This window comes from Glacieibacterium arshaanense (assembly GCF_004681125.1).
In the GTDB taxonomy this organism is placed as follows: domain Bacteria; phylum Pseudomonadota; class Alphaproteobacteria; order Sphingomonadales; family Sphingomonadaceae; genus Polymorphobacter_A; species Polymorphobacter_A arshaanense.
Map to the genome: position 1 here is coordinate 405,085 of NZ_SIHO01000003.1, position 20,800 is coordinate 425,884.

Consider the following 20,800-nt stretch of genomic DNA (forward strand, 5'->3'; position numbering starts at 1 on the left):
GCGTGTCGCCATGGCACGCAACTGGCCGGCAGCTTCGGAGTATCCCATGCGTAAGATTTTCATTTCGGCGCTGCTGCTGACGACGATGGCCAGCCCGGTGCTCGCGCAGATCACCTATCAGGTCGGTCCTAACGGCATCCAGCAGGTCGATCCGCGTCAGAACGACCAGCGCGACCAGCAGCGTGACCAGCAGCGTGACGCCCAGCGCGATCCGCAGCGCGATGCCCAGCGTGACGCGCAGCGCGACCCGCAGCGTGATGCCCAGCGCGACGCGCAAGCCGATAGCGAGCGCCGCGCGCAATATCAGGCGCAGCGCGACCGCAACAATGACGACCGCAACTATAATGACGGCAACTACAATCAGGGCCGCAACGACCAGCGCGTCTATGGCTACAGCAACGACAACAAGCAGCGCGACTGGCGCTATGACGGTAACCGCTACCAGGTCGGCGGCTATTCGAAGCCGTTCGGTTATACCGAGCGCGTCTGGGTTTCAGGCGTCTATCTGCCGCGCGCCTACCGCGACTCATCGCGCTACTGGATCGCCAATCCGACCCAGTATCGCCTGAGCCCGGCGTGGACCGGCACGCGCTGGATTCGCGTCGGTAATGATGCGTTGCTCGTTACTACTGCCAACGGCGTCATCGCCAGTAGCGTGCGCGGGCTGTTCTACTAGGCGGAGCGCACCGCCGTTCCGAAATAGTCGACCGATACCTCGCGGCCGAGGACGAAACCCGTCCCCGGCCGCCATGTCATGCCCTGCACGTCGGTGACCGACAGCCCGGCTTCGGCCAGCGCATCGGTCACCTCGTCGGGCGTCATGAACTTTTGCCAGTCATGGGCGCCGCGCGGAATGCTGCGCAGCAACCATTCCGCACCGACGATCAGAGTCGCGTGCGACAGCGGCGTGCGGTTGGGCGTCGAAAATACCAGCAACCCGCCGGGTGCAAGCAGCGTCGCAATCGCCGCAAAGAACGCAGCGCGGTCATCAACATGCTCGATGACTTCGAGGCAGGTGATCAGGTCGAACTGCGCGCCGGTGCCCGCGAGAGCCTCGACCGAGGTGGCGCGGTAGTCGACGGCGAGCTGCATCGCCGCTGCATGGCTGCGCGCCACGGCGATGTTTTCGGGTGCAGCATCGATGCCGGCGACGGTCGCGCCCATACGCGCCAGCGGCTCGGTGACCAGTCCGGCGCCGCAGCCGATGTCGAGCGCGAGCAGGCCGGCCAGCGGCGTGCGGTCGCGCGTGCTGCGCCCGAACTGACGGCACGCCGCGTCACGGATGTAGCCCAGCCGCAGCGGATTGACGCGGTGCAGCATTGCCGAACTGCCCGCGGGATTCCACCAGTCATCGGCGAGCTTGCCGAAGAACGCGGCTTCGGCAGGGTCGATGCTGGTGGCGCCGTCAGCAGATGAATTCGACTGCATTGGGGTGTTCCTGCCTTCGGGCGTTGCTTGCCATGTTGCGGCCATCTTTCTATCAGGAGCCGCAACTGTTCAAGCACCCCAATCGCCGCAGAGGAATCGACAGACCACCATGGCGCGTATCGTGATGAAATTTGGCGGCACGTCGATGGCCGGGATCGAACGAATCCGCGGCGTGGCGGCGCGCGTCAAACGCGAAGTCGAAGCCGGCAACGAAGTCGCTGTCATTGTCTCGGCGATGGCGGGTGAAACCGACCGGCTGGTGGGGTTCTGCCGCGAGGCTTCGGCGCTCGCCGACCCGCGCGAGTATGACGTCGTCGTCGCCAGTGGCGAGCAGGTGACGTCGGGGTTGCTGGCGATTGCGCTGCAGTCGGCGGGATTGAAGGCGCGGTCATGGCTTGGCTGGCAGCTGCCGATTTCGACCTCGGACGCGCACAGCTCGGCGCGCATCCAGGATATTGATACGACGGCCGTGCTCAAGGCGATGGCCGGCGGTGAAGTCGCGGTTGTGCCGGGGTTCCAGGGGCTGACGGCGGACAACCGGATCACCACGCTCGGGCGTGGCGGCTCGGATACCTCGGCAGTGGCATTGGCGGCGGCATTGAAGGCCGACCGCTGCGACATCTACACCGATGTCGACGGCGTCTACACGACCGACCCACGCATCGTGCCGCGCGCCCGCAAGCTCGACCGCATCACCTATGAGGAAATGCTCGAACTCGCCAGCGTCGGTGCCAAGGTATTGCAGACGCGCTCGGTCGAGCTCGCGATGAAGGAAAAGGTTCGCGTCCAGGTGCTGTCGAGTTTCTCGGACGCACCCGGTACCATGGTCGTAGATGAGGATGAAATCGTGGAACAGGAACTGATCGCGGGCGTCGCCTACAACCGCAACGAAGCTAAGGTCACCGTCGTCGGCGTGCCCGACAAGCCCGGTGCCGTCGCGGCGATTTTCGGCCCGCTGGCGGACGCCAGCATCAACGTCGACATGATCGTGCAGAATATCGCGCACGCGTCGAAGACCACCGACGTGACTTTCACCGTGCCGCGCACCGAACTGGTGCGCTCACTCGATGTGCTCGCGGCAATCAAGCCCGAAATCGGCTATGCCGAGGTGCTGTCGGACGATGCGGTGGCGAAGATTTCGGTCGTCGGCGTCGGCATGAAAAGCCATGCCGGAGTCGCCGTCACCATGTTCAAGGCGCTCGCCGATCGCGGCATCAACATCCAGGCGATCACCACGTCCGAAATCAAGGTCAGCGTGCTGATCGCCGAGGAATATACCGAACTCGCGGTGCGCGTGCTGCACACCGCCTACGGTCTGGACGCGGCAGCTTGAACCCGACCCCGCACCTCGATGCGTTGATGGCGCGCGGCACCGCGTTCCTCGGCAGCCGCTATGCGATAATGGCGGGCGCGATGAGCTGGGTCAGCGAGCGGCATCTGGTAAGCGCGATCTCGAACGCGGGCGGCTTCGGTGTCATCGCCTGCGGCGCGATGCCGGTCGAGCTGCTCGACAAGGAGATTGCGGCGACCAAGGCGCTGACCACCAAGCCGTTCGGGGTCAATTTGATCACCATGCATCCGCAGCTGATCGAGCTGATCGGCGTCTGCGCAGCGCACAAGGTCAGCCACATCGTGCTGGCGGGCGGCCTGCCGTCGGCACCTGCAATGGAGGCGATCAAAGCCTCTGGTGCCAAGCTGATGTGCTTTGCGCCGACTGCCGCGCTGGCGAAGAAGCTGGTGCGCACCGGCGCTGATGCACTGGTCATCGAAGGTTCCGAAGCCGGCGGCCATATCGGCCCGGTCAGCACCTCGGTGCTGGCGCAGGAAATCCTGCCGGTCATCACCGATGTGCCGGTGTTCGTCGCGGGCGGCATCGGCCGCGGCAATGCTATTGCGGCCTATCTCGAAATGGGCGCGAGCGGCGTGCAATTGGGGACGCGCTTTGCCGCGTGCAGCGAAAGCATCGCGCATCCGGCGTTCAAAAAGGCCTTCATCCGTGCTTCGGCGCGCGAAGCCGTGGCATCGGTGCAGCTCGACCCGCGATTGCCCGTCATTCCGGTGCGCGCATTGAAAAACGCCGGCACCGAAGCCTTCACCGAAAAGCAGCGCGACGTCGCCGCGCGCATCGACGCGGGCGAAATGGATCTGGCCGCCGGCCAGCTTGAAATCGAGCACTATTGGGCGGGCGCCCTGCGCCGCGCGGTCATCGACGGTGATGTCGAAGGCGGCTCGCTGATGGCGGGCCAGTCGGTCGGCATGGTCACCGCCGAAGTCCCCGTCGCCGATGTCATCGCAGAGCTGGTCACCGACGCCGAAGCGGCGCTGGCAAGGCGCGCCGCATGAACGGTGCCACGTCATGATCGCTGCAAGCGGCGCGCGCGAGATTCTGCGGCGGCTGCATGATGTCATGGCCTCGAAGGCCGGGGCGCAGGCCAAGCTCAACCAGGTCGTTGCCGTCGTCGCTGAACAGCTGACGTCCGAAGTTGCGTCGATCTATCTGCTGCGCGACGGCGTGCTTGAGCTCTACGCCACCAAGGGGCTGGCGCAGGATGCCGTGCATGTTACCAAGCTGGCGCTCGGGCAGGGCCTTGTCGGTACCATTGCCGCGAGCCGCGAGCCGCTTAATCTGGCGGAGGCGCGCGAGCATCCCGACTTCGCCTATCGCCCCGAAACCGGCGAAGATATTTTCCACAGCTTTGCCGGCGTGCCCATTGTCCGGCGCGAAGCCTCGGTCGGCGTGCTGTGCGTCCAACACCGCGAGCCGCGCGACTATGACGATGTCGAAATCGAGGCACTGCAGACCGTCGCGATGGTGCTGTCCGAACTCATCGCCGGTGCCGGGCTCGTCGATGACGCGCAGGTGGCGCGCGCCCGCGCACAGGCGACCGGCTCGGTGCGGCTTGGCGGACTCAAGCTGGTCGACGGGCTGGCGCGCGGCGTCGCGGTGCTGCACCAGCCGCGTGTCGTGGTCGAGCATACGGTCGCCGAAGACGTCGAAGTCGAGCGCGCGCGCGTCTACAATGCCTTCATCCGGATGCGCGAGCAGATCGACAAGATGATGGGCCAGGCCGAATTCAGCGCGGCGGGCGATCACGACGAGATCCTCGAAACCTACAAGATGTTCGCCTATGACGAAGGCTGGTCGCGGCGCATCAACGAGGCGATCGATTCCGGCCTGACCGCCGAAGCCGCGATCCAGCGCGTCCAGCAGCGCACCAGCGCGCGCATGCGCTCGATCGACGATCCCTATCTGCGCGAGCGGCTGACCGACCTCGACGATCTGTCGAACCGGCTGCTGCGCATTGTTTCGGGGCAGCTGGGCACGGCTGCGCAGCTCGGCCTGCGCACCGAAACCATCCTGTTGGCGCGCAACCTCGGCCCCGCCGAACTACTCGAATATGACAAGCGCTACCTGAAGGGCGTCGTGCTCGAGGAAGGCTCGCTGACCGCGCACGTCACCATCGTCGCGCGCGCCATGGGCATCCCGGTGCTCGGCCGCGTCCGCGACCTGCGCACCACCATCGCCGACGGCGACGAGCTGCTGCTCGACGGCGGCGCCGGTGCGCTGTTTGTACGGCCGAGCGCGCAGATGCTGCGCTCGTTCGAAGCGACGAGCGCGCTCAAGGCCAAGCGCCAGGCCGAGTATGCGGCGCTGCGCGAGCTGCCGGCGGAAACGCTCGACGGCACGCGCATGACGCTGCTGATGAACGCCGGGCTGCGCGATGACGCCGCGGCGCTCGAACAGACCAACGCCGACGGTATCGGGCTGTTCCGCACCGAGTTCCAGTTCCTGGTCGCCGCGACATTGCCGCGCCGTGAGCGCCAGACCGCGCTGTATCGTTCCATTCTGGAGACGGCAGGCGACCGCCCGGTGACGTTCCGCACCGTCGATATCGGCGGCGACAAATCGGTGCCCTACATGCGCGAGGAGACCGAGGCCGAGGAAAACCCGGCGATGGGCTGGCGCGCCATCCGGTTGGCGCTCGGCCGCGACGGGCTGATGAAGGTGCAGGCGCGCGCGCTGCTCGATGCCGCCGCCGGCCGCACGCTCAACATCATGTTCCCGATGATCAGCGAGCCGTGGGAGTTCGATGCGGCCAAGGCGCTGGTCGAGGAACAGCGCAAATGGCTAGAGCGTTCGGGGCGGCCGCAGCCGGCGAAAATCCGCTACGGTGCGATGCTCGAAGTGCCGGCGCTCGCCGAATGCCTCGACGTGCTGTTCCCGAAGATCGATTTTCTGTCGATAGGCACCAACGACCTGACGCAGTTCCTGTTCGCCGCCGACCGCGCCAACCCGATGCTCGCCGACCGCTACGACTGGTTGTCGCCTGCCATCCTGCGCTTCCTGCGTCGCGTCGTGCGTGCCGGTGATGCAGCAGGAATTCCGATCACCGTCTGCGGCGAGATGGGCGGGCGGCCGTTGGAGGCGCTGGCGCTGGCCGCCATCGGCGTCGAACGGCTGTCGGTGACACCCGCCGCCATCGGCCCGCTCAAAGCCATGTTCCGCTCGGCCAAACTGGCGCCGCTGCGTGCGGCGATGACCGAGTGGCTCGATGCTCCCGGCGTCGACGTGCGTGAGAGGCTGGGTGGCGCGGTGCACGCTCAGGGCATCATCTGCGGCTAGCTGAAAAAAACAAGTCGTTGTTTTACAATGAAATATTTCGGCGCGCGATGAGCAAAACCATATACAACCGGCATGTTACAATAAATGTTCAATCCGTATTGTCGTCTGCGAATTATCCTCTACACTCTCTCCAGTTCAGGCCACTTCGGTCTGGATGACACGGGGACTTAAAGCTCCGTCACGGCGCGCCAAAAACGCGGCGTAGAAATTGGAGCACTGTCCCCAAACAGGTTCATCCTGGGGGAGACACTCTATGACACTGCGCCAATCTGGCATTACATCACCGTCGGCATCTTCCATGCGGCTCGCGCTGATCGCGAGTGCTTCGATGTTTGGGCTTCTGGCTGCATCTTCGGCGCTGGCGCAGACGCCGGCACCCGATGCACCCATCGGCAAGGCTGCGGCCGCTACGGAAACAACAGGCATTTCCGAAATCATCGTCACGGCAACGCGTACCGCTCAGAACCTGCAATCGGTGCCAATCGCGGTGACGGCATTCAATGCCCAGGCGCTCGAGGCACGGCAGATTACCGATACGCAGCGACTGGTCCAGTCGATCCCCAACACCACCTTCACCGCCACCAACTTCGGTGGCTCGAACCTCGCCATTCGCGGCGTCGGCACCACGGCGGTATCGACATCGGGCGATAGCGGCGTCGGCATCCACATCAACGATATGCCGCTGGTTGCACCCGGCCTGGTCACCACCGAAATCTTCGACATGCAGCGCGTCGAAGTGCTGCGTGGCCCGCAAGGCACGCTGTTCGGCCGCAACGCCACCGCCGGCGTCGTCAACTTCATTACCAACAAGGCCAGCACCAAGGGCCTGCAGGCGTTCGGCGAGTTCGAATACGGTAATTACAACAGCATCAAGCTGACCGGCATGTTCAACTTCCCGATCAACGACAAGCTCGCGATCCGCGCCGCCGGCATCTACATCAAGCGCGACGGCTACACGACCAACCTGTGGAACAACGAGGACATCGACGGTCGTGACAACTACTCGCTGCGCGGCTCGGTGCATTGGGAACCCACGGAAAAGCTGACGGTTGACGTAATGGTCGGCTACGGCTCCGAAGACTCAAGCCGCACGCGTGCGCAGAAGCAGCTTTGCGTCAACGATCCGACCGGCGTGCTCGGCTGCTCGCCGAACGGTCTGGCCTATCAGCCGGTTAATGCCAACGCCACCGCCGGCTCGATCCTGGCCAGCCAGGAAGCGCTGGCCAGCGTCTTCGGCGGCTTGGCCCCGCTTGTCGCGCTCGGCAGCCTTTACGGTCCGAACATCAAGACCAACGCCATCGTCCCGACGAGCGACCGCGAAGTCTACACGCTCTATACGCCGACCTATCAAGGCAACGGCCTGACGGTGATGGGCAATGTCGACTATGCCTTCGAAAAGGCGACGCTATCGCTGATCGGCGGCTATTCGCAGAACTCGTTCGATTCGCGGATGGACTACAGCCTGAGCGTCAACGACGTCCAGACGACGATTGCGAAGAACAAATTCTGGCTCGACACGGTCTTCCCCGGCAAGTCGCAGGCGATCTTCAACAATCAGGGCCAGATGTGCCTGTCGCAATATGACCAGACCATGGTCGGTTATATCGGTGGCAAGTACAACAGCTGCTATGATCGCCAGAACCAGTATGACGTCGCCAGCGGTACCAGCCACCAGTGGTCGGGTGAAGCCCACCTCAATTCGACGCTCGATGGTCCGTTCAACTTCCTGATTGGCGGCAACTATCTGAACTTCCAATCGAAGGGCGACTATGCGGTCATCGCCACCGGGCTCGATTATGCCTCGCTGCTGTTCACCGGCGCCGCCAAGGCTGGCCTAGGCGCGCCGTACTTTGATAGCCGTACGCAACTCTACACGCTCAACGCCTGGGCACTGTTCGGCGAAGGCTATTGGCAGGCAACCGAAACCCTCAAGCTGACCATCGGGGCGCGCTACACCTCCGACAGCAAATATGTCGAGGATGCCCAGCCCAACCCGCTGTTCAACCTTGGCGCCACGCCGCTCGGCACGCAGGACATTTCGAACAAGATCACCTATCGCACGCCGCACCTCGACCAGACGGCGGGCACCGGTCGCATCTTGCTGCAATGGACGCCGACGCTCAGCTGGACCGACCAGACGATGGTCTACGCCTCGTATTCGCGTGGCTACAAGTCGGGCGGTATCAACCCGGGCTTCAACCCGGCGGTCATCACCGACGCAAAGGTCAACTTCGGTGCAGAGCACGTCAATGCGTTTGAAATCGGCTGGAAGAACCGGGCGTTCAACGGCACGCTGCAGGCTAACCTGACCGGCTTCTACTATGACTATCAGGGCATGCAGATCAGCCGCATCATCGCGCGTTCGTCGTTCAACGACAACACCGATGCGACGGTTTACGGCCTCGAAGCCGAGTTCGTCATCCAGCCGTCGCCGGCGCTGCAGCTCAACGCCAACTTCAGCTACCTGCACACGTCGATCAAGGATCTGGCGATCCCCGATTCGCGTGATCCGAGCGGCGGCCGCAGCGATACCGTCATCATCAAGGATGCTTCGCTCGCGGGTGCCGGTGCCAACTGCATCGTCCAGCCGACAGTCTCGGGCAATGCTGCCGGTGCCAACCTGCTGGTCAACACCGTCAACGCAACACTGCCCGGCGGCTTCAAGGGCACCACGCCGGTTCCCGGCACGCAGACCACGGGCGCGTTCAGCTATTGTTCGGCGCTCGCCAGCGCCATCGCCAACCCGTCGCCGGCACTGCGGACATTGTTCAACGCGCCAACCGGCCCGCTGCCGTTCCACTACATCACCCAGGGTGACGGATCGGTCATCGTCCCGACGGGTGTCGATGTCGATCTCAGTGGCAACCAGCTGCAGAACTCGCCAGAGTTCAAGTTTGCAGTTGGTGCGCAGTACAACTTCGACATCGGCGCGAACATGAATGGGTGGGTGCGCGGTGACTTGAACTTCACCGGCAACGCCTACGGCCGAATCCAGAACAGCTTTGCTGACCAGATGCCGGCTTACACCACGATCAACCTGCAAGCGCAGATCAACGGCGCCAACAACCGCTGGTACATCCGTGGCTTTGTCCAGAACCTCCTCGACAATTCGGCGATCACCGGTATCTACGTGACCGACGCCTCGTCGGGGCTGTTCAGCAACATCTTCACGGTTGATCCGCGTCGCTACGGCGCTGCGGTCGGCTTCAACTTCTAAAACGCCGCGCCGGTCTGCCGGCGCTGCATCTGGCCGGCCTTGCCCCATGGGGGCAAGGCCGGCTTTTTCTTGGGCACGACTTTGACAAATCACGCCAAATAGGTTGTGTGATGGTTGCGCATTTGAAACTGGTCTGCGGCCCGCGACGAAGTTTTCGGGCAAGACTGTAAACTTCGCCGCGCGCCAAGCGGCCATTCAACACAGACTAGAAGCGCCCCGAACGGCCTTCGCCGCGGCTGAAGCGCTGCGCCCCGGCGACCGATTCGCCGCTCGCCAACGTCGCAGCGCCAAGCGCGAACTCGGCGGCAATCGCGTCAGCTTCGTTAAGCGTCCATTGGCCATGCGCCGAGGCAAGGTCGCCGCGCAGGCAGGTCTGCGGGAAGGCGGCGATCTGCGTCGCGAGTTCAATGGCCGCGTCAAGCGCGGTGCCGTCTTCAACGACGCGATTGGCCAACCCCATGGCGAAGGCTTCCTCGGCGCCGACCGCGCGGCCGGTCAGGATCATGTCGAGCGCGCGGCTCGCGCCGATCAGCCGCGGCAGTCGCACCGTGCCGCCGTCGATCAGCGGCACGCCGAAGCGCCGGCAGAACACCCCGAACACCGCCGAACGCGCCGCCACCCGCAAATCGCACCAGATCGCCAGCTCGAGCCCGCCGGCGACGGCATGGCCTTCGACCGCGGCAATGACCGGCTTCGACAGCCGGAGCCGCGTCGGCCCCATCGGCCCGTCACCATCGGGCGCGGCACGGTTGCCGCCGCCGGTGGCGACGGCCTTTAGGTCGGCGCCGGCGCAGAAGTTGCCCTGCGTGCCCGCCAGCACCGCGACCGACAGGCCATCATCGGCATCGAAGGCGCGGAAGGCATCGGAGAGCGCCGCCGCAGTGGCGCGGTCGACGGCGTTGCGGGCCTGCGGCCGGTCAATCTGCACGACGAACACCGGGCCGTGGGTGGAGGTGATGATGCTCATCGGTTCGGCCCTCCCGCCGTGACCGGCTCAATCCGCCGGAAAGACCTTCTTCCACGCGGTGACGGCGACGCTGGCGAACAGTCCGGCCAGCGCGTAAGGGTCGTCGGCGGCGAACTGGATCGCAGCCTTGCGATCGGCAAAGTCGATGATCAGCAGTGACCCGATCGGCGCACCGTCGAGTCCGAGCAACGGGCCGGCGACGAGCACCGAATCGACGATCTTGCCGATGTAAGCCAGATGTTCGGGACGCGTCGCAGCGCGCAAATCGGCGCTGTCGGGCTTGTCGATGCAATGGATGGCGAAATAGGACATGCGCACTCCGTCACGAACCCGGCGCAACGACTGCGCTTGTGCGTCATGTCTAGCGACTTGGCGGCGGGGGTGAAAGAGGCAGATGCTCGAGCACTATCACCGCGTCGCGGGTTGACCTTCACGCGCACCTACCCTATACGCGCGCCTTTCCGCAGATACATCAGGTTCAAGGACTTCCATCATGTCGCGCGTTTGCGAATTGACCGCCAAGGGTCGCCAGGTTGGAAACAACGTTTCCCACGCCAACAACAAGACCAAGCGGGTTTTCCTGCCGAACTTGCAGAACGTCACGCTGATGTCCGAAGTTCTCGGTCGTTCGGTGCGCCTGCGCGTCTCGATGAACGGCCTGCGTTCGGTCGAACATGTCGGCGGCCTCGACAACTGGCTGATCAAGACCAAGGCTGAAAAGCTCAGCGACCGTGCCGTCAAGCTCAAGCGCGAGATCAAGAAGAAGATCGCCGCTGCTGCCGAAGCTGCGACCGCCGCCTAAGCCGCGCTGAAACGCTGTTCTGCAAGCCGGCCGGGGTCATTCCCGGCCGGCTTTGCGTTTGCCCGCCATTGCGTTCTAGGATGGTGCCATGCAGCGCCCGCCGATCCAGATTCGCTCCGCCAGTCTCGACGACCGCGCCCGCGTCGCCGCGATCATGGCCGACGCCTTTGCCGATGACCCGGCGCTGAGCTTCATCTTTCCCGACGCCGGCACGCGTCCCGAACGCCTGCGACGCTTCTTCATGCTGATCCAGCGCACCGAGAATGATCCGGCACTGACCAACATCGCCGGCGATGCTGATACAGCGACGGGGGCAGCAGCGGCAATCTGGCGCCGGCCGGGCGAGTGGCAAACGCCAACACTGACGATGCTGCGACTGGCGCTGCCGATGCTGACCACCTTTGGTGGCGCGCTGTCACGGGCATTGCGGCTGCAAAGCCTGCTCGAATCGCATCACCCGCGCACACCGCACTGGTATCTGGCGTTCCTTGGCTGCGAACGGCAATTTCAGGGCAAGGGCTATGGCGGGGCGGCGGTGCGCGCGCGGCTCGCGCAATGCGATGCAGCAGGCCTGCCCGCCGCGCTCGAAACCGCGACCGAATCGAACCTGGCGATCTATACCGCGATGGGCTTCCGCATCACCGACACCTTCAAACTCGCGGACGGCCCGCAGTTCTGGGGCATGTGGCGCGATCCGGCCTGATTTAGGCTTCAAGAGCCTCCGGCGGGCAGGGGCTTAGCCCCTGCACCCGGTTGTTGAGCGCCAAACAAATGGGTGCAGGCCTCAGGCCTGCCCGCCGGAGGCCCTAAATCCTCACTCGGGCAGCAGCTCGAACTTGAGCAGGATCGTCCGCTGCATCGGATTGAAATTGTCGTCCGACACCAGATAGACGAACGTCCGGCCGCCTTCACGACGCAGCGCGATGCCCTCCATGTTATCGACCGTCAGCGGCTTCGCGAGCCGGGCGACCGGCTTTTGTGCGCTGCCGGCGACGCCCGAATCGGGCAGCTTTGCCAGTGCGCCGATATCGAGAATCTCGAGGACGGCGGTGACACCGCCGAGCGGGCTGTAGCTGCGGTTGACGACCAGGATCGTATCAGGCCCGCTCAGCAGGATGGCGTCGGTCGGCCGCGTGCCCTTGGGCGACACATAGCCAAGGCGACGGGTGGTATTGCCGGTGATGAGCAACAGATCGTGGCGGTCGTAATTGTCCATCGCGTCTTCGCTGAGCAGCGCCAGCGTGCCGCTCGCCAGTCGTGCCAGCGCCTCGCCACCGGCATTGTCGGGCCATTTCGCCGTCGCCGGGTCGCGGCGCACCTGCGTCGCGGCTTGCATCAGCGTATCGGGCTTGGCGGGGTCGATGCCGCGGTAGAATTGCAGGCGGTGGTCCTGTTCGAAGCTGACGATGGCGTCGCCGGTTGCCGGATCCCATTCGAGCGCTTCGGCATCGCCGGCTTCCTTGTCGGCAGGGGGCATGCCGGCCCCGTCGAGGATCGGCGTGATGTTGCCGTCGCTGACGCCGACCAGCCGCCCGTCGCGTTCGATTGTCGTGAAGGTCACCCAGTTGCCGGTGTCGCTGACCGCGAGCAGCCGGTTGTCGGGGCCGGCGCGCAGCCCTGACAGGCCGCCGAAGCCGTCGTTGGTCGATTTGATCACCAGCCCGCCCATGTAGCGCAGCCGGCCGACCTGCTGCTGGTTGGGGTCGTCGGGGTTGAGCGCGATGCTGGTCGCGGTCAGCGGCAGTGGCTGCATCGCCGCGACCCGCGGCGGTGCCAGCAGGAAAACCACCGCGGCAAGCACCACGGCGATGCTGGCGACTACATAATAGCGGGTTTTGGTGCGTTTCATGCTGTCGCCCATAGCAGCGGCGCGCCGTCGTCGCTATCGCTGTCCGCATGTTGGCCAGCGCCCCCAGTCCCGAGACGATCCTCCACGAGGTTTTCGGCTTTCCGAGCTTCCGCGGCCACCAGGCTGAAATCGTCGCCGATGTCTGCGCCGGCCGCGACGTGCTCGCGGTGATGCCGACGGGGTCGGGCAAGTCGCTATGCTATCAGGTGCCGGCGCTGGTGCGGCCGGGCTGCGCGCTGGTCATCTCGCCGCTGATCGCGCTTATGCAGGATCAGGTGCGGGCATTGCGCAGTAACGGTGTCCGCGCTGCCGCGCTCAACAGCCAGTCGCTCGATTCGGGGGCGACGATTGCCGCACTCGAAAACGGCGAGCTCGACCTGCTGTATGTGGCGCCCGAACGCGCTACCTTGCCGGGGTTCCAGACTTTGGTGTCGCGTGTCGAAATCGCGCTGATCGCTATCGACGAAGCGCATTGCGTCAGCCAATGGGGCCATGATTTCCGCCCCGAATATCGCAAACTGCGGGCGCTGTGCGACCAATTGCCCGGCGTGCCGCGCGTCGCGCTGACCGCGACTGCTGACGCGACGACGCGCGCCGACATTCTCGACCAACTCGGCATCGCGCCCGGCCGGTTGGTGGTCGCCGGGTTCGACCGCCCCAACATCCGCTACGAAGTCGCCGCCAAGACCGACGAGACGCGCCAGCTTGCCGACTTTCTCGCCACCCAGGCCGGCAACAGCGGCATCATCTACGCGCTGACCCGCGGCAAGACCGACCAGATTGCTGCGCGGCTGGTGGCGCAGGGCATCAACGCCTTGCCGTATCACGCCGGGCTTGAAGGCGGCGAGCGCGCGCACAACCAGGAGCGCTTCATCACCGAGGACGAGGTGGTGATGGTCGCGACGATCGCGTTCGGCATGGGCATCGACAAGCCCGACGTGCGCTTTGTCGCGCACGTCGGCCTGCCCAAGTCGATCGAGGCCTATTATCAGGAAACTGGCCGCGCCGGCCGCGACGGCGAGCCGGCGGTGGCGCATCTGATTTACGGCGCCGATGACATCGCGCGCCAGCGCAGCTTCATCGATGGCAGCGACGCCAGCGAGGAGCGCAAGCGCTTCGAACATGGCCGATTGGGCGCGCTGGTGCATTTTGCCGAAACCTCGAAATGCCGCCGCATCGACCTGCTGCGCTATTTCGGCGAGGACGCGACGCAGCCGTGCGGCAACTGCGACAACTGCCTCAACCCGCCGGTGCTCAAGGACGCGCGCGTCGCGGCGCAGATGCTGCTGTCCGCGGTACAGCGCACTGGGCAGATGTTCGGGCTGGGGCATCTGGTCGACGTGCTGCGCGGCTCGGGCGCCGAGAAAATCCGCAAGTTCGGCCACGACCAATTGTCGGTGTTCGGCATTGGCAAGGATGTCGAAAAGCCCGATTGGGAAGCACTCGCCCGTCAGTTGCTCGCCGCCGATGCACTGGCACGCAACGAACATGGCGGGCTGGTGTTCGGCCCGAATGCACGGACCTATCTGCGTGGCGAAGTCGAGGTGAATGTTCGCGCCGAAACCGCTGCGCCGCGCGCGCGCGGCAACAGTCGCAGCAGCCCGGCAACATCAGCGGTGGCGCCTGCCGATGCGGCGCTGTTCGATGCGCTACGAGCGCTGCGCCGCACGCTTGCGGTTGAGGCAGGGCTGCCGCCTTATGTCATCTTCCACGACAGCACGCTGCGCGCGATGGCGGAGGTGCGGCCGACGACGCTGTCCGCGCTCGGCGAAATCAGCGGTGTCGGCGCCCGCAAGCTCGAGGCCTATGGCGCAGCGTTTCTGGCGGTGCTGCGCGGCAGTTAGCAGCTGGCGATGGCGCCACCGGCAATGGCGCCGAGCACGCCGCCGATGATGAGGCCAGCCGGGTCGCCGGGCACGTTGGTGACAGCACTGCCGATCAAGCCGCCGGTCACCGCGCCGAGCGCGACACCCGCGCCAGTGTTGCAGCCATAACCATAGCCGTTGCCATAGCCATAGGCGTAGGGCGCATAGGCTACTGGTGCATAGCCACCCCAATAGCCGCCATAGGCGACCGGGGCGGCATAGCCCCAGCCATACGCCGGATACCCATAGCCGTAGCCATAGGCGGGATAGGCATAGCCACGCGGCGCATAGTAAGCGGCACCGCGGTAGCCATAGCCATAGGCGGGTTGGACATAGCCGCCGCGCCCGTAGCCATAGCCCTGGGCAGGGTAGCCCGGACGGCCATAGCCCTGCGCCGGATAGGGTCGGCCATAGCCTTGCGCATAGCCCTGTTGCGGCGCGCCCGGGCGGCCATAATTGCCGTTCTGGGTGTAGCCATTGTAGCCGGCCTGACCGTAACTGCTCTGACCGCGATAGCCTTGTCCCTGATAACTCTGGCCTTGATAGGCCTGGCCCTGATAACCCTGCCCCTGATGACCTTGGTTGCCGGCGTAACCGCGACCGCCGTAGGATTGGCCGCCGATATAGCCTTGACCGCCACTGCGCGCATAACCTTGACCGCCGTAGCCCTGGCCGCCGTAGCCCTGGCCGCCGGAGTTCTGCCCGCCATAGCCTTGTCCGCCGCCGCGGTTGCCGCCCTGATAGGTTTTGTCACCGCCGTAGCCATGGCCGTCGGCGAACGCCGGTGCGGCGAGTATGGTTGCCACCGTGAAGAGGGGAAGTACACGCAACATGTCCAGTTCCTTTCCGAACCAGCCTGTGATGGTGGGAAACTCGGCCATCAACGCTTTTTTACCAGATCGAGATTGAACCGTCACTGAATGTGAAATCTGCCTGACTTCGGCCGATATTTCCCGACAGCGCCAATACTGTCAATTGGCATGGATGTTGCAGAACATGGAGCGGACCAACTGACGGCCGTGAATATTCTAGGACCTCCGCATGAAGAATGCCCTGTTAGCTTCGGTGCTTGCTGCGACTGTTTTCGCCGCGCCGGCGAGCGCCGTTACCCTCAAGTTTGATAATCTGCCGGCCTGGACCAGCATCGACGCGGCCTATCACGGTTTCGATTTCGTCAACCTCTACACGCTTGATACGACGCAGTATGAGCCGTCGGGCTACGTCAACGGTGTCCTCAGCCTGAACAATGTCGCCTATAACGGCGGCGGCGAAGCGGCATCGATTTCCAGTATCACCAAGTTCAAGCTAACCTCGGCCTATCTGACCGGCGCGTGGAACGATGGGCTGACCGTTCAGGTCAAGGGCTTCAAGAATAACGCATTGATTTACTCACAGAATTTTCTAGTCAATACCGCGGGCCCGGTGCTCGTGCACTTCAACCACGCGCTTGTCGATACGGTCATTTTCAGCAGTTCCGGTGGCAATGCATCCCGATATGAAGGTGCCGGCGAACATTTCGTGATGGACGATCTGAGCATCAACGAAGACGAGGCCGTTGTACCTGAACCCTCCAACTGGGCGCTGATGATTGTCGGCTTCGGTGTGGTCGGTGGCACGATGCGTCGCCGCGCCGGCGCCGGCGCCGCCTAAGTTTCTCAGTCGCGCCAAGCCGCTGTGACAATCTGACCGCGCCCATTTGGTTGGCGTGGGAAGCGGCTGCCAACGGCGATGCGTCAACTGGCATTCTGCAAATGTCTACCGCAATCCGCGACGCATTTTGCAGAATGCAATCGGGCCGTGCAACTTGCGTTGCGCGCCGCGTGGCAGTCTTTTGCCGATGGTGACGATCAGGCGATGTTGGTCACCACGCGCGTCACCCGGCGACGCATCGCCGTACGGACCATTGCGAAGCCGGCGATCATCATCGCCTAGCTTGCCGGCTCGGGAACCAGCGAACCGCGGCTGCCGCCGGCAAAAGCGAAGATGAAGGTCGAGCCATTGCCGCCACTGATGTCGGCGTTGTTCTGACCGAACGAATAAATGTTCGAGCCAACCGCCGAGAGCGCGGCATAGGCGGCGCGCTCGGTGGGCGCTGCGCCGTAGAAGATCGAGAAGTTGAGCGACTGGCCGGCGGCTAGCGGCGAGAAGGTGATGTCGAAATTGGCGCCATGATCCCAAGGGCCAGAATCGACAAAGTTGCCCGAAGCCAAAAGCGGGTCGCAGACAGACAGCGGGTCTGACGAGCAGAAGCCGTTGTCGTTGGCGACGATATTGTCGCCGGTGCCCTGCACGGTCGAATATTCGCTGAACGGCGTCGGTTCAATGTCCCAGTCCATCGTGCGGCGATAGACGAGAACCCCCGATTGCGTCGCGCTGTTGTTGGTGAGCGTCACCAGCACCTTGTACAGGTTGGGTGATGCCGAAGGGGTGAAATCATGCGTGCCGGTGCCGCCCGATGTGAACCTGACAAAGTTCAGCCCGCCGGTGCCCGCCGAATTGTTGGCATAGCCCGACGTGTTCGAACCGAGATCCGCGATGCCCCAGCCTTCGCACAGGCAGCCCGGCGACGTCGATTCATAGCCGGTACGCAAGTCGCGAAGCCCGACCGGCAACGTGCCGCCGGCGCTGTAATAGGCGTTGTTGTAGATGTTGAGCTGGGCAAGCGAGTCGACGCCGATCTGGATGGTGCCGTTGTCGATAATCATTTGCGCCGTAGCGCTGTTGGCTGCCAGCGCCGCAGCGCCAGATGCCAGCAGGACCAGAAGTTTGTTCATGAACAGTCTCCCCTGATCAGATTCTGCAAGAAAAACACTGCATACTCTGAAGGGGAAAATGTACAAACCATGTCGAAATGATTAATTTACGTAAATTCAATAATTTGCCGGCGTTCCGGTGAATAGAAACTATAAGAAGTGTAAAGAATCTTGACAGTTTTGATCCTAAAAAGGCCGGCAATGGGCTAACCTCGCCCTGCCTTGCGGCGCTTGGCGGTAGCGCTAACGGTGTCATCCTCGAACAGCTGCGCCAGCTGCTCGATCAGCGTGCCGCCGAGCTGTTCGGCATCCATGATGGTGACGGCGCGTTTGTAATAGCGCGTCACGTCATGGCCGATACCGACAGCGATCAGCTCGACGCCCGAACGCGCCTCGATCCAGTTGATGACCTGCCGCAGGTGGCGTTCGAGATAGTTGCCGGTGTTGACGCTGAGCGTTGAGTCGTCGACCGGCGCGCCGTCCGAAATCACCATCAGGATGCGGCGGTCTTCGGGGCGGCCGAGCATGCGGTTGTGCGCCCACAACAGCGCCTCGCCGTCGATGTTTTCCTTGAGCAGACCCTCGCGCATCATCAGCCCGAGGTTCTTGCGGGCGCGGCGCCAAGGCGCATCGGCCTGCTTGTAGACGATGTGGCGCAGGTCGTTGAGCCGGCCGGGCTTGACCGGGCGACCATCGGCCAGCCACTTTTCGCGCGCCGAGCCGCCCTTCCAGGCGCGCGTCGTGAAGCCGAGGATCTCGGTCTTGACGGCGCAGCGTTCGAGCGTGCGCGCCAGAATGTCGGCGCAGATCGCCGCGATCGAAATCGGCCGGCCACGCATCGAGCCGCTGTTGTCGATCAGCAGCGTGACGACGGTGTCGCGGAACTTGGTGTCGCGTTCGACCTTGTAGCTTAGCGCGTGCGTCGGGTTGGTGACGACGCGGCCGAGGCGCGCAGCATCGAGCTGGCCTTCTTCCTGATCGAACTCCCAAGCGCGGTTCTGCTGTGCCAGCAGGCGGCGCTGCAGCCGGTTGGCGAGCTTGGTGACCGCGCCCTGCAGATGAACGAGCTGCTGGTCGAGGTAGCCGCGCAGCCGTGTCAACTCCTCGTCGTCGCACAGCTCTTCGGCGGCGACGATCTCGTCATAGGCGTTGGTGTAGGCGTGATAGTCGAAGTCGCGCGGCAGGTCGCCCATCATCGAATTGGGGCGCCACGGCACCATGCCCTCTTCGCCTTCTTCACCCATCTCCGAATCGGCGGACATTTCTGTGTCCATCTCGACTTCGCGGGTGTCGGCGTCGTCGCCCTGTTCGGACGATTCTTCGGGGCGGGTTTCGGTCGAGCTGTCGGTGCCCGCTTCGCCTTCCTGATCGTCGCCCTGCTCGCCGTCCTGCTGTTCGTCGGGCTGGTCTTCCGATTCGCTGTCGTCATCTTGCGGCTCGGCATCCGGGTCAGTGCCGAGGCCGAGATCGTTGAGCACGCGCCGCAGCACATGCGCGAATGCCGCCTGATCCTCGACGTTGGCGGCAAGGTCGTCGAGGTCGGCGCCGGCGCGCTCCTCGATATCGCGGCGCACGAGATCGATTGCCGAAGCGGCGAGTGCCGGCGGCGGCGTGCCGGTCAGCCGTTCACGGACGATGAGCCCCAATGCCGTCGCCATCGGCACCTCGTCGGGGGTGCGCGCGCGGACGATGGGATCGCCCTTGATGCGGTTTTCGGTCATGCGGTCGAGGTTGCGCGCGACGCCCAACATTTCGGCCGAGCCGATGGCTTCGATGCGCGCCTGCTCGACGGCGTTGAAAATGTCGCGCGGCAGCCCGGCTTCGGGCAAGTCGGCGGCGAACAGCTTGGGATCGTGGTGGCGCTTGCGCAGCGCAAAGGCGTCGGCCCAGCCGCGGACTTCGGCGACTTGGTCGGCGGGCAAGGCACGCGCCGGTTGCGGCACACGCGCCTGATCGCCGAAGCACGACGGCTTGTCGGCGGTATAGGCAAGGTCGAACGCCGGATCATGGCCGAGCGCGCGCATCGTCGCTGCGAGCGCCTGGCGGAAATCTTCGAGGGGGTTTTCGGGATTGGTCATCGTCGACAACCTTTGCCGACAGTCCGTGCAATGCGCAAGATGGACGGGCGCCCCGCGACGTTATCGGAACCTCTTGGTCGCCCGCGTGTTCAAGCGATGTTCACGGCTGTCAACAGACCTGTGGGCAACGGGCCAGCGCCACACTGCGGCGCACTGGGCCCCCAAGGAGATCACCGATGTTCCGCGTACTCACCACCTGCCTGTCGCTGGCACTGCTCGCCGCCCCCGTCGCGGCGTTCGCCGACGATCATGGCAAGGGCAACAACGGCCACCACAACGGCAAGCACGACAACGGCAACCACTACGGCTATGGCGGCAACAGGGGTAACGAGCACAGCTACTACGGCGATAACGACCGCCATGACGAGCGCCGCGATTATGGCGGCTCGAACCGCTACGACGCGCAGCGCTATGCGTGGCAGGGCTCGACGTCGAATGCCGGCAGCTGGAAAAACTACCGCAACTACAATTACAACCGCCCGGCGCCCGGCCAGACGCGCTATTACGCCAACCAATATTACCGCGATGGCCGTTACTACCAGCCGCGCTATGTCTCCAGCAACGAGCGCATCTACCGCGGCCAGGACAACCGCTACTATTGCCGCCGTTCGGACGGCACCACCGGCCTGATTATCGGTGGCTTGAGCGGCGGTTCGCTCGGCGCGGCGCTAGCGCCCGGCGGCTCGCAAACACTCGGCGCGCTGCTCGGCGGCACGCTGGGCGCGGTCATCGGCAGCTCGATCGACAAGGGACAGGTGACTTGCCGCTAGCCTTCGGGTGGGAACTGCGTCTTGAAGGTGAAGGCCTGTGCGCTCGGCCCGTAGCGGTCGAGCAACCAGAGTTTGGCAAAGCCTTCGTCGGGGCTCGGCCGGTGTCCCGCCGGCACCCACCACAGCGCGGTATAGGCGCCGCCGAATCGTTCGAACCAGTCGCTCCGCGCCATCATCACCGGCGTGTGCGCGCTCTGGTATACGAACGCGGCGAGCGCCTCGGCGCTTTCCCACACTGACAGGTTGATCAGCAGGCAGTCATCGGGTGCTGGCTTGATGCCGGTGGCATTGCCGCCGTCACCGACCAGCCGCCAGACGAACCCCGGCGACGCGTCGGCAACGGCGTTGATCGCATCGAGCTGGTCAAAAAACGCCGCGACGCGCGGATCGCCTTCGGGGGCAATCAGCCGCCCGACGTTAATCTGTGCGAGCTGCCAGCCCGCCACG

General features: G+C 64.4%; 19 protein-coding genes. 11 read left to right on the forward strand and 8 right to left on the reverse strand.

Features of this window, described 5'->3' with window-relative positions:
• Positions 1 to 46 precede the first annotated feature (46 nt).
• The gene (locus EUV02_RS13935) at positions 47 to 676 is read left to right on the forward strand and encodes an RcnB family protein (RefSeq protein WP_135246887.1); all 630 of its coding nucleotides are present in this window, start codon (positions 47 to 49) and stop codon (positions 674 to 676) included.
• On the opposite strand, the gene ubiG is transcribed toward EUV02_RS13935, so the two are convergent.
• Positions 673 to 1,428: a bifunctional 2-polyprenyl-6-hydroxyphenol methylase/3-demethylubiquinol 3-O-methyltransferase UbiG gene (gene ubiG / locus EUV02_RS13940; RefSeq protein ID WP_135246888.1), complete on the reverse strand. Its 756-nt coding sequence runs from the start codon at positions 1,426 to 1,428 to the stop codon at positions 673 to 675. The genes EUV02_RS13935 and ubiG overlap by 4 nt on opposite strands.
• 109 nt (positions 1,429 to 1,537) lie before the next feature.
• Here ubiG and EUV02_RS13945 point away from each other — a divergent pair, with 109 nt between their 5' ends.
• The 4 genes from EUV02_RS13945 to EUV02_RS13960 all read left to right on the forward strand — a co-directional run bounded on the left by EUV02_RS13945 (position 1,538) and on the right by EUV02_RS13960 (position 9,269).
• Entirely contained in the window at positions 1,538 to 2,761 is a 1,224-nt protein-coding gene (locus EUV02_RS13945) for an aspartate kinase (RefSeq protein WP_135246889.1), read from the forward strand.
• 26 nt (positions 2,762 to 2,787) lie between these two features.
• On the forward strand, positions 2,788 to 3,771 hold the full coding sequence (locus tag EUV02_RS13950) for an NAD(P)H-dependent flavin oxidoreductase (protein WP_135247029.1): 984 nt from the start codon (positions 2,788 to 2,790) through the stop codon (positions 3,769 to 3,771).
• A 13-nt stretch (positions 3,772 to 3,784) separates the two neighbouring features.
• The gene (ptsP, locus tag EUV02_RS13955) at positions 3,785 to 6,052 is read left to right on the forward strand and encodes a phosphoenolpyruvate--protein phosphotransferase (RefSeq protein WP_135246890.1); all 2,268 of its coding nucleotides are present in this window, start codon (positions 3,785 to 3,787) and stop codon (positions 6,050 to 6,052) included.
• 328 nt (positions 6,053 to 6,380) lie between these two features.
• Entirely contained in the window at positions 6,381 to 9,269 is a 2,889-nt protein-coding gene (locus EUV02_RS13960; protein ID WP_166430636.1) for a TonB-dependent receptor, read from the forward strand.
• A gap of 205 nt (positions 9,270 to 9,474) precedes the next feature.
• Here the strand turns inward: EUV02_RS13960 and EUV02_RS13965 are convergent, their stop codons facing one another.
• Together EUV02_RS13965 and EUV02_RS13970 are read right to left on the reverse strand one after the other, a co-directional pair.
• Positions 9,475 to 10,236 (reverse strand): crotonase/enoyl-CoA hydratase family protein, encoded by a 762-nt coding sequence (locus EUV02_RS13965; protein WP_135246892.1) that lies wholly within the window; start codon positions 10,234 to 10,236, stop codon positions 9,475 to 9,477.
• Positions 10,237 to 10,263: 27 nt separating this feature from the next.
• A complete protein-coding gene (locus EUV02_RS13970; protein WP_135246893.1) occupies positions 10,264 to 10,548 on the reverse strand; it encodes a YciI family protein in 285 nt (94 codons plus the stop codon).
• Positions 10,549 to 10,729: 181 nt separating this feature from the next.
• Here EUV02_RS13970 and rpmB point away from each other — a divergent pair, with 181 nt between their 5' ends.
• Both rpmB and EUV02_RS13980 read left to right on the forward strand, forming a co-directional pair.
• Entirely contained in the window at positions 10,730 to 11,038 is a 309-nt protein-coding gene (rpmB, locus tag EUV02_RS13975; RefSeq protein WP_135246894.1) for a 50S ribosomal protein L28, read from the forward strand.
• A gap of 88 nt (positions 11,039 to 11,126) precedes the next feature.
• Positions 11,127 to 11,741, forward strand: a complete 615-nt coding sequence (locus EUV02_RS13980; RefSeq protein WP_135246895.1) for a GNAT family N-acetyltransferase — start codon at positions 11,127 to 11,129, stop codon at positions 11,739 to 11,741.
• A 111-nt stretch (positions 11,742 to 11,852) separates the two neighbouring features.
• On the opposite strand, the gene EUV02_RS13985 is transcribed toward EUV02_RS13980, so the two are convergent.
• Positions 11,853 to 12,887, reverse strand: a complete 1,035-nt coding sequence (locus EUV02_RS13985; protein WP_166430637.1) for an esterase-like activity of phytase family protein — start codon at positions 12,885 to 12,887, stop codon at positions 11,853 to 11,855.
• 47 nt (positions 12,888 to 12,934) lie between these two features.
• On the opposite strand from EUV02_RS13985, the gene recQ reads away from it, so the two are divergent.
• On the forward strand, positions 12,935 to 14,731 hold the full coding sequence (recQ, locus tag EUV02_RS13990) for a DNA helicase RecQ (RefSeq protein ID WP_135246897.1): 1,797 nt from the start codon (positions 12,935 to 12,937) through the stop codon (positions 14,729 to 14,731).
• Here recQ and EUV02_RS13995 read toward each other — a convergent pair.
• Positions 14,728 to 15,585, reverse strand: a complete 858-nt coding sequence (locus EUV02_RS13995) for a hypothetical protein (protein WP_135246898.1) — start codon at positions 15,583 to 15,585, stop codon at positions 14,728 to 14,730. The two genes, recQ and EUV02_RS13995, sit on opposite strands and share 4 nt — an antisense overlap.
• Positions 15,586 to 15,793: 208 nt before the next feature.
• Here EUV02_RS13995 and EUV02_RS14000 point away from each other — a divergent pair, with 208 nt between their 5' ends.
• Both EUV02_RS14000 and EUV02_RS16030 read left to right on the forward strand, forming a co-directional pair.
• Positions 15,794 to 16,402 carry a PEPxxWA-CTERM sorting domain-containing protein gene (locus EUV02_RS14000; RefSeq protein ID WP_135246899.1) on the forward strand — a complete coding sequence of 203 codons (609 nt, stop codon included), beginning with the start codon at positions 15,794 to 15,796 and terminating at the stop codon, positions 16,400 to 16,402.
• 147 nt (positions 16,403 to 16,549) lie between these two features.
• Positions 16,550 to 16,684, forward strand: a complete 135-nt coding sequence (locus EUV02_RS16030; RefSeq protein ID WP_279379524.1) for a hypothetical protein — start codon at positions 16,550 to 16,552, stop codon at positions 16,682 to 16,684.
• On the opposite strand, the gene EUV02_RS14005 is transcribed toward EUV02_RS16030, so the two are convergent.
• Positions 16,681 to 17,526 carry a hypothetical protein gene (locus tag EUV02_RS14005; protein ID WP_135246900.1) on the reverse strand — a complete coding sequence of 282 codons (846 nt, stop codon included), beginning with the start codon at positions 17,524 to 17,526 and terminating at the stop codon, positions 16,681 to 16,683. The genes EUV02_RS16030 and EUV02_RS14005 overlap by 4 nt on opposite strands.
• A gap of 185 nt (positions 17,527 to 17,711) precedes the next feature.
• Positions 17,712 to 19,583 carry a cobaltochelatase subunit CobT gene (gene cobT / locus EUV02_RS14010; protein WP_135246901.1) on the reverse strand — a complete coding sequence of 624 codons (1,872 nt, stop codon included), beginning with the start codon at positions 19,581 to 19,583 and terminating at the stop codon, positions 17,712 to 17,714.
• 176 nt (positions 19,584 to 19,759) lie between these two features.
• Here cobT and EUV02_RS15815 point away from each other — a divergent pair, with 176 nt between their 5' ends.
• Positions 19,760 to 20,353, forward strand: a complete 594-nt coding sequence (locus tag EUV02_RS15815) for a glycine zipper 2TM domain-containing protein (protein ID WP_207790194.1) — start codon at positions 19,760 to 19,762, stop codon at positions 20,351 to 20,353.
• On the opposite strand, the gene EUV02_RS14020 is transcribed toward EUV02_RS15815, so the two are convergent.
• The gene (locus tag EUV02_RS14020; protein WP_135246902.1) at positions 20,350 to 20,799 is read right to left on the reverse strand and encodes a DUF3291 domain-containing protein; all 450 of its coding nucleotides are present in this window, start codon (positions 20,797 to 20,799) and stop codon (positions 20,350 to 20,352) included. The genes EUV02_RS15815 and EUV02_RS14020 overlap by 4 nt on opposite strands.
• Between the last annotated feature and the right edge of the window lies 1 nt (position 20,800).